Annotated in this window: 9 protein-coding genes; 8 read left to right on the top strand and 1 reads right to left on the bottom strand. The window is 74.6% G+C overall.

The window, feature by feature from the left end; all coding sequences use genetic code 11:
* Nucleotides 1-121: 121 nt before the first annotated feature.
* Nucleotides 122-856 (bottom strand): hypothetical protein, encoded by a 735-nt coding sequence (locus AB0D08_RS11285; RefSeq protein ID WP_359887827.1) that lies wholly within the window; start codon nucleotides 854-856, stop codon nucleotides 122-124.
* Between the two features lie 271 nt (nucleotides 857-1,127).
* On the opposite strand from AB0D08_RS11285, the gene AB0D08_RS11280 reads away from it, so the two are divergent.
* The 8 genes from AB0D08_RS11280 to trpC all read left to right on the top strand — a co-directional run bounded on the left by AB0D08_RS11280 (nucleotide 1,128) and on the right by trpC (nucleotide 6,547).
* A complete protein-coding gene (locus tag AB0D08_RS11280) occupies nucleotides 1,128-1,574 on the top strand; it encodes a hypothetical protein (RefSeq protein ID WP_359887825.1) in 447 nt (148 codons plus the stop codon).
* Between the two features lie 58 nt (nucleotides 1,575-1,632).
* Nucleotides 1,633-2,007: a phosphoribosyl-AMP cyclohydrolase gene (hisI, locus tag AB0D08_RS11275; RefSeq protein WP_033820233.1), complete on the top strand. Its 375-nt coding sequence runs from the start codon at nucleotides 1,633-1,635 to the stop codon at nucleotides 2,005-2,007.
* Between the two features lie 47 nt (nucleotides 2,008-2,054).
* The gene (locus AB0D08_RS11270) at nucleotides 2,055-3,572 is read left to right on the top strand and encodes an anthranilate synthase component I (RefSeq protein ID WP_033820232.1); all 1,518 of its coding nucleotides are present in this window, start codon (nucleotides 2,055-2,057) and stop codon (nucleotides 3,570-3,572) included.
* Nucleotides 3,569-3,832 (top strand): hypothetical protein, encoded by a 264-nt coding sequence (locus tag AB0D08_RS11265; RefSeq protein WP_359887822.1) that lies wholly within the window; start codon nucleotides 3,569-3,571, stop codon nucleotides 3,830-3,832. Before AB0D08_RS11270 ends, AB0D08_RS11265 begins: the two co-directional genes overlap by 4 nt.
* A 34-nt stretch (nucleotides 3,833-3,866) precedes the next feature.
* The gene (locus AB0D08_RS11260; RefSeq protein WP_033820231.1) at nucleotides 3,867-4,469 is read left to right on the top strand and encodes a TIGR02234 family membrane protein; all 603 of its coding nucleotides are present in this window, start codon (nucleotides 3,867-3,869) and stop codon (nucleotides 4,467-4,469) included.
* Between the two features lie 140 nt (nucleotides 4,470-4,609).
* Nucleotides 4,610-4,861: an HGxxPAAW family protein gene (locus AB0D08_RS11255; RefSeq protein ID WP_033820230.1), complete on the top strand. Its 252-nt coding sequence runs from the start codon at nucleotides 4,610-4,612 to the stop codon at nucleotides 4,859-4,861.
* Between the two features lie 134 nt (nucleotides 4,862-4,995).
* Nucleotides 4,996-5,436 carry a DUF2752 domain-containing protein gene (locus AB0D08_RS11250; protein WP_033820229.1) on the top strand — a complete coding sequence of 147 codons (441 nt, stop codon included), beginning with the start codon at nucleotides 4,996-4,998 and terminating at the stop codon, nucleotides 5,434-5,436.
* Between the two features lie 298 nt (nucleotides 5,437-5,734).
* A complete protein-coding gene (trpC, locus tag AB0D08_RS11245) occupies nucleotides 5,735-6,547 on the top strand; it encodes an indole-3-glycerol phosphate synthase TrpC (RefSeq protein ID WP_033820228.1) in 813 nt (270 codons plus the stop codon).
* Nucleotides 6,548-6,553: the final 6 nt, after the last annotated feature.

The following is a 6,553-nucleotide window of genomic DNA, read 5'->3' as shown; positions in this document are numbered from 1 at the left end:
CGGCGGTCCCTACTACGCCACCCTGGCCGAGATGGACTTCGACGAGGCGCGCCGCGCGCTCCAGGAGCACCCGATGGCCATGCTGGGCGTCGCCCCGCGGTCCGGGTCGGCCGGCCGTCGCTCAGGACCAGGCCGAGTACCGGGCCATGGTCGCGGTGAACTGCTGGGCGTTGTCCTCCCGGTCCAGGTCGAGCGCGATCCACGAGCCGTCCGAGAAGGCCAGGTCGGCCCGGAAGGTGAACCACGAACCGGGGACCTTCCCGCGCAGCGCGAAGCTGCCGACGGGCAGTTCGAACAGCGGCACGGCCTGGTACGCCTCGTGCCGCTCGAAGGTCCACTTGCGGCTCAGCACCAGCAGCCGCCGGTCGGTCAGGACCAGCGTGAACAGGTCGTGGTCGGCCCGGAACTTCTCGCCCGGCGTGGTCCGCACCGCCGTCCACAGCCGCCCGGCCAGGCTCTCCCGGCCGCCGCTCCAGGAACCGCCGTGCAGCGGCCGCCGCAGCGCCCGGTACAGCCGGCGCTCCAGGCGCAGCCCGTACGGACGGCGGTACATCAGGTCCGGGATGAAGATCTCCACCAGCCACCGCGGCAGGAAGTACGTCCACAGGCCGCGCCAGAACCGGCGCAGCGCGCGCACCGCGACCCGGGCCGGGGCCCAGGCGATCTCGTGGGTGGCGATCTCCCGGGAGAAGTAGAGCGGCAGCAGCGGGTCGAGGCGTACCGGGAACACCCCGGCCAGGGCCTCCCCGGGGTGCAGGTGCGGGGCGGCGGTCTGCTGCAGTGCCGGGTGGCCGGCCGGTACGCCGGCGCCGTCCCGGCCGGGTGCCGCCCCGGGGGACTGCTGGTAGGTGCTCACCCGAAGGTCTCCTCGGTCCGGTGTCCGACCGCCGTCGCGGCCGGCTCGCTGACGGCGTCCACCGCACTGGCGTTCGCCTCGGTCGGTGGCCAAAACTACCGCAGCGCCCCCGGCGCCCGCCGGGGATCGTGTGCCAACGGTGCCCTCCGCGGCCGCCCCTGACGGACGGCCGGGCCGCCGCACCCCGGTGGGGCCGCTCCTCGGCGCGCAACGGCTGTCTGACGCGGCACTAAGCTGAAGCCGGCACGACCCGGATCAAGGGACCCTGTTGATGCGCGTCGGAATCATCGGACACGAAGGACTCTCGGAGATCTCCGAGATGCTCATCCGCGGCGAACTCTGGCGCCTGGTGACCGCCTACGGCGCCTACGAGCTGGTCGGGGTCGGATGCCTGGCGCCCGGGCCGGAGAGCTGGTTCGCCCGGGCGGTGCTGGACCACGGCGGCAGGATCGAGGCGATCGTCCCGGCCTCCGCCGCCCCCGCCGAGCCCGCCTGGCAGCGGCTGCTCGGCCGGGCCGCCGCGGTGCACCGGCTGGCCCCGGTCGGGTTCGGCGGGCTCGGCGACGACACCGGCCGCGCCCTGGTCGGCATGGTCGACGAGTTGATCGCGGTCTGGGACGGCCGACCGGACGGCGAGGCTGCCCGGGTGATCGAGGCCGCCCGGCGGGCCGGCCTGTTCGTCCAGGTGGTGTGGCCGGACGGCTGCGAGAGCCCCTGACCCGCCGCCGCGGCACCACCGGACCCGGCCGCCGTACCCCGGCTGCCACAATGGTGGTATGTCCACCACGCCCGCCGCCCCCGGCACCACCGCCCTCGACCCGGCCGTCGCGGCCCGCCTCAAGCGGACCGAGGACGGCCTGCTTCCCGCCGTCGCCCAGCAGTACGACACCGGTGAGGTGCTGATGCTCGGTTGGATGGACGACGAGGCACTGCACCGCACCCTCACCACCGGCCGCTGCACCTACTGGAGCCGCAGCCGCAGCGAGTACTGGGTCAAGGGCGACACCTCCGGCCACCTCCAGCACGTCAAGAGCGTCGCCCTGGACTGCGACGGCGACACCCTGCTGGTCAAGGTCGACCAGGTCGGCGCCGCCTGCCACACCGGCGAGCGGACCTGCTTCGACGCCGACGTGCTGCTGCCCGCTCGGTAACCTTCTCCCAGTCCCGCCCGCCCCAACTTCGAACGGTGCCGCACCCCATGGACCTTGAGGCCTTCCGCAAGCTCGCCGCAGACACCCGGGTCATCCCCGTCACCCGCCGGCTCCTCGCGGACGGCCTCACCCCGATCGGCGTGTACCGCAGCCTCGCCGCCGAACGGCCCGGCACCTTCCTGCTGGAGTCCGCCGAGCAGGGCCGCAGCTGGTCCCGGTACTCCTTCGTCGGCGTGCGCAGCGCCGCCACCCTGACCGTCGGCCCCGACGGCGACGCCCGCTGGCTCGGCACACCGCCCGTCGGCATCCCCACCACCGGCGACCCGCTGGAGGTGCTGCGCGCCGCGCTGGCCGCCCTGCACACCCCCCGGCCCGCCGACGACGGCCTGCCGCCGCTCACCGGCGGCCTGGTCGGCTACCTCGGCTACGACATCGTCCGCCGCCTGGAGAAGCTCCCCGACCTGACCCCGGACGACCTGGGGCTGCCCGAGCTGACCATGCTGCTCGCCACCGACCTGGCCGTGCTCGACCACGTCGACGGCAGCGTGGTGCTGATCGCCAACGCGGTCAACCACAACGACCTCGCCTCCGGCGTCGACGAGGCCCACGCGGACGCCCTCGCCCGGCTCGACGCGATGGAGGCCGACCTGCGCAAGCCGGTCGACCCGGGCCTCGCCACCTTCACCCCGACCGCCGCCGACGCCCACTCTCCGTTCGGCGGCGAGCCGTACCGCAAGGCGGTGGAGGAGGTGAAGGAGCGGATCCGGGCCGGCGAGGCGTTCCAGGTGGTCCCCTCGCAGCGGTTCGAGGCCCCCTGCCCGGCCAGCGCCCTGGACGTCTACCGGGTGCTGCGCACCACCAACCCCAGCCCGTACATGTACCTGTTCCGCTTCCCGGGTCCGGACGGCACCGCGGAGGGCGGCTTCGACGTGGTCGGCTCCAGCCCGGAGGCGCTGGTCAAGGTCACCGACGGCGAGGCGATGGTGCACCCGATCGCCGGCACCCGGCACCGCGGCGCCACCCCGCACGAGGACGCCGAGCTGGCCGCCGAGCTGCTCGCCGACCCCAAGGAGCGGGCCGAGCACCTGATGCTGGTCGACCTCGGGCGCAACGACCTCGGGCGGGTCTGCGAGCCGGGCAGCGTCGAGGTGGTCGACTTCATGGCGATCGAGCGCTACAGCCACGTGATGCACATCGTCTCCACCGTCACCGGCAAGGTCGCCGCCGGGCGGACCGCCTTCGACGTGCTCACCGCCTGCTTCCCCGCGGGCACCCTCTCCGGGGCGCCCAAGCCGCGGGCGATGCAGATCATCGAGGAGCTGGAGCCCACCCGCCGCGGCCTGTACGGCGGCTGCGTCGGCTACCTGGACTTCGCCGGTGACTCCGACACCGCGATCGCCATCCGCACCGCCCTGATCCGCGGCGGCACGGCCTTCGTCCAGGCCGGCGCGGGCGTGGTCGCCGATTCCGACCCGGCGAGCGAGGACGCCGAGTGCCGCAACAAGGCGGCCGCCGTCCTGCGCGCGGTCGCCACCGCCAACACCCTTCGCGCGCCCGTGTCGTGAGGACATCAGAGGACATACAGGGGTGTCGGGTCGGTGAGAGCGACTTCGTCAAGAAGCTGCGGCTGTACGCCCAGTGCGGCATCCCGGTCCATGCGGTGATCGACCCGCGGGAGGGCGTCTGCACGGTGCACTCGGCCCCGCAGCGGTCGGGGGTGTACCGCGAGACCGGGCGGGTGCCGTTCGGCGAGGACCTGACGGTCCCGCTCGAAGGCCGGGCGGTCGTGATCCGGACCGACGGCTTCCCGCGGGACCCCGCCTGAGGGGCACGGTGTCCGGGTCGGGGATAGTGGACGGGTGACCGAACAGACCGCTCCGCGCCCGACCGACCGCCGCAGCCTGTCCCTGATGCTGCTGCTGACCGCGCTCGGCGCCGTCCTGGTGCTCACCGCCGTCGGGCGGATCTGGGCGGAGGGGACGGTGACCGGGCTGGACGGCGGCCGGCTGGCGGTGAGCGCGACCGGCGCCACGCTGACCGGGCTGCCCGGGGGGCTGACGCTGGTGGCGCTGGCCGCCGCGGTGGCGGTGTTCGCGGTGCGCGGCCGGGCCCGTACGGCCGTCGGCGTGCTGACCGTGCTGGCCGGGCTCGGGGCGGCGGCGGGCGCCGTGCTCGGGGCCACCGACACGGCCGGGCTGCACACCGAGGCCGCCCGCAAGCTGGCGCTGGCCGATGCGCAGGCCCAGCAGATAACCCACTCCGGCTGGCCGTGGGTCGCGCTGGCCGGCGCGCTGCTGCTGGCGCTGGCGGGCCTGCTGACCGTCCGCTCGGGCCGGTCCTGGCCCGCCATGGGCGCGCGCTACGAGGCGCCCGTCCGCAAGGGCGCGGCCGCGCCCCGGGCCGCGGGCTCCCCGGCCGACCTGTGGAAGGCGCTGGACCGCGGCGAGGACCCGACCGGCTGAAACGCCCGGCGAGTGTGACGAGGGCTATCGGGCCCCCCTTTGGGGCTCGCCGTCAAGGCCCGGCACAATGGAACCCGTCAACCCGTCGAGCGCCACGCGGCGGCCCGGCCGGGACCCGAGGACTCAAGGAGCACCAGCAGATGTCGGCAGCAGCGCACGGCCACACTCCCGCCGCCTGGACCGGCGTGACCATCGCCTTCATCGGCTTCACCATCAGCGGTGTCGCGATGATCATCCCCAACGTCCTGCTCTTCTGGGCCGGTCTCGTGGTCGTCGTGGCCGCCGGCGTGGTCGGCAAGGCCATGTCGATGGCGGGCATGGGCAAGCAGCCCAGCCCGCACTTCGCTCCGGCCGAGCCGGCCGTCGAGCGGACCCCGGTCGCGGCCGCCTGACCCGGCCCCACCGCACGGCCGACCCGCACCGCCGGTCCGCCTGACCGGCACGGGAGTTCGAAGGACGGCGGGCCCGCCACGCCCGCCGTCCGGCCTCTGCCCGGGCGGCCCGCACGGGCGGCACAATCGCTTCCGTGAACGTTCCCGCCGCCCCGGCCCCGCAGGCATCCCCGCTCCGCAGGCTCGGCCGCCCGCTGGCCGCCCTCGTGACGGTCGGCCTGCCGACCGCGTACGTCGCCGCGGTCGACCCCAACGCCCCCGGCCACTACCCGGTCTGCCCGGTGCTGCGGGCCACCGGCTGGTGGTGCCCCGGCTGCGGCGGCCTGCGCTGCGTCCACGCGCTGACCAGGGGCGATCTCAATGCGGCCGGTCACGACAACCTGCTGGTGATGGTGCTGGCCGTGGTGCTGGCGGTGTTCTGGCTGCGCTGGGCCTGGGCCGCGCTGACCGGCGCGCCCGCCCCCCGGTTCTCCTTCGGGGCCCGGCAGGCCGTGCTGCTGGTGCTGCTGCTGGCGGTCTTCACCGTGGTGCGCAACCTCCCGATCGGGGCCGGACTGGCGCCGCTGCCGCTCTGAGCCGCCCGGCATCGGGGCGCAGTAGCAGGCGGCCGTAGTGCGGGACCGGCGCACGTCATGGGCGTGCACGCCGGGGGTGCGCGCCGGTACGAACGGGGTCCGCTCCGCGAGACGCGAGCTGGTCCGATGCACCTCGCGCCCCCCGCGCCCGATACCATCGAAGGACCGACGAGGGTGGACCGGCACAGGATCTTCACCGGTCCCAGGTGGCCCGCCCCCCGAGGTCAGACCGACTGCAAGACCCGGCAGGGCCCACCCTGTCGGCTCAGAGCCAGCAGAAAATGATGGGGGCGCTCGCGTGAGTGTGCTCGACGAGATCATCGACGGGGTCCGCGAGGACCTCGCCGAGCGACAGGCCCGGGTCTCCCTGGACGAGCTCAAGGAGCTCGCGGCCAAGGCACCCGACGCCAAGGACGGCGTCGCCGCCCTGAAGGGCGACGGGGTCCGGGTGATCTGCGAGGTCAAGCGCTCCAGCCCGTCGAAGGGCGCGCTGGCGGCCATCGCCGACCCGGCCGCCCTGGCCAAGGACTACGCCGCCGGCGGTGCCGCCGCGATCAGCGTGCTGACCGAGCAGCGCCGCTTCGGCGGCTCGCTCGCCGACCTCGACGCCGTGCGCGCCGCGGTCGACACCCCGGTCCTGCGCAAGGACTTCATCGTCACCGCCTACCAGCTCTGGGAGGCCCGTGCACACGGCGCCGACCTGGCGCTGCTGATCGTCGCCGCGCTCGAGCAGCCGGCCCTGGTCTCGCTCATCGAGCGGGCCGAGTCGATCGGCCTCACCCCGCTGGTCGAGGTGCACGACGAGGAGGAGATCGCCCGTGCGGTCGACGCCGGCGCACGGATCATCGGCGTCAACGCCCGCAACCTCAAGACCCTCGAGGTCGACCGGAACACCTTCGGCAACGTGGTGGACGCCATCCCGGCGCACATCGTGAAGGTGGCCGAGTCCGGCGTGCGCGGCCCGCACGACCTGATCTCCTACGCCAACCTCGGCGCGGACGCGGTCCTGGTCGGCGAGTCCCTGGTGACCGGCAAGGACCCGAAGGCGGCCGTGGCCGACCTGGTCGCGGCCGGCGCCCACCCGGCGCTGCGCAACAACGGGCGGGGCTGACCCGCA

Origin of the sequence: Kitasatospora sp. NPDC048540 (genome assembly GCF_040651175.1) — a bacterium.
Taxonomy (GTDB): domain Bacteria; phylum Actinomycetota; class Actinomycetes; order Streptomycetales; family Streptomycetaceae; genus Kitasatospora.
This window is presented reverse-complemented; position numbering and strand designations above follow the sequence as displayed.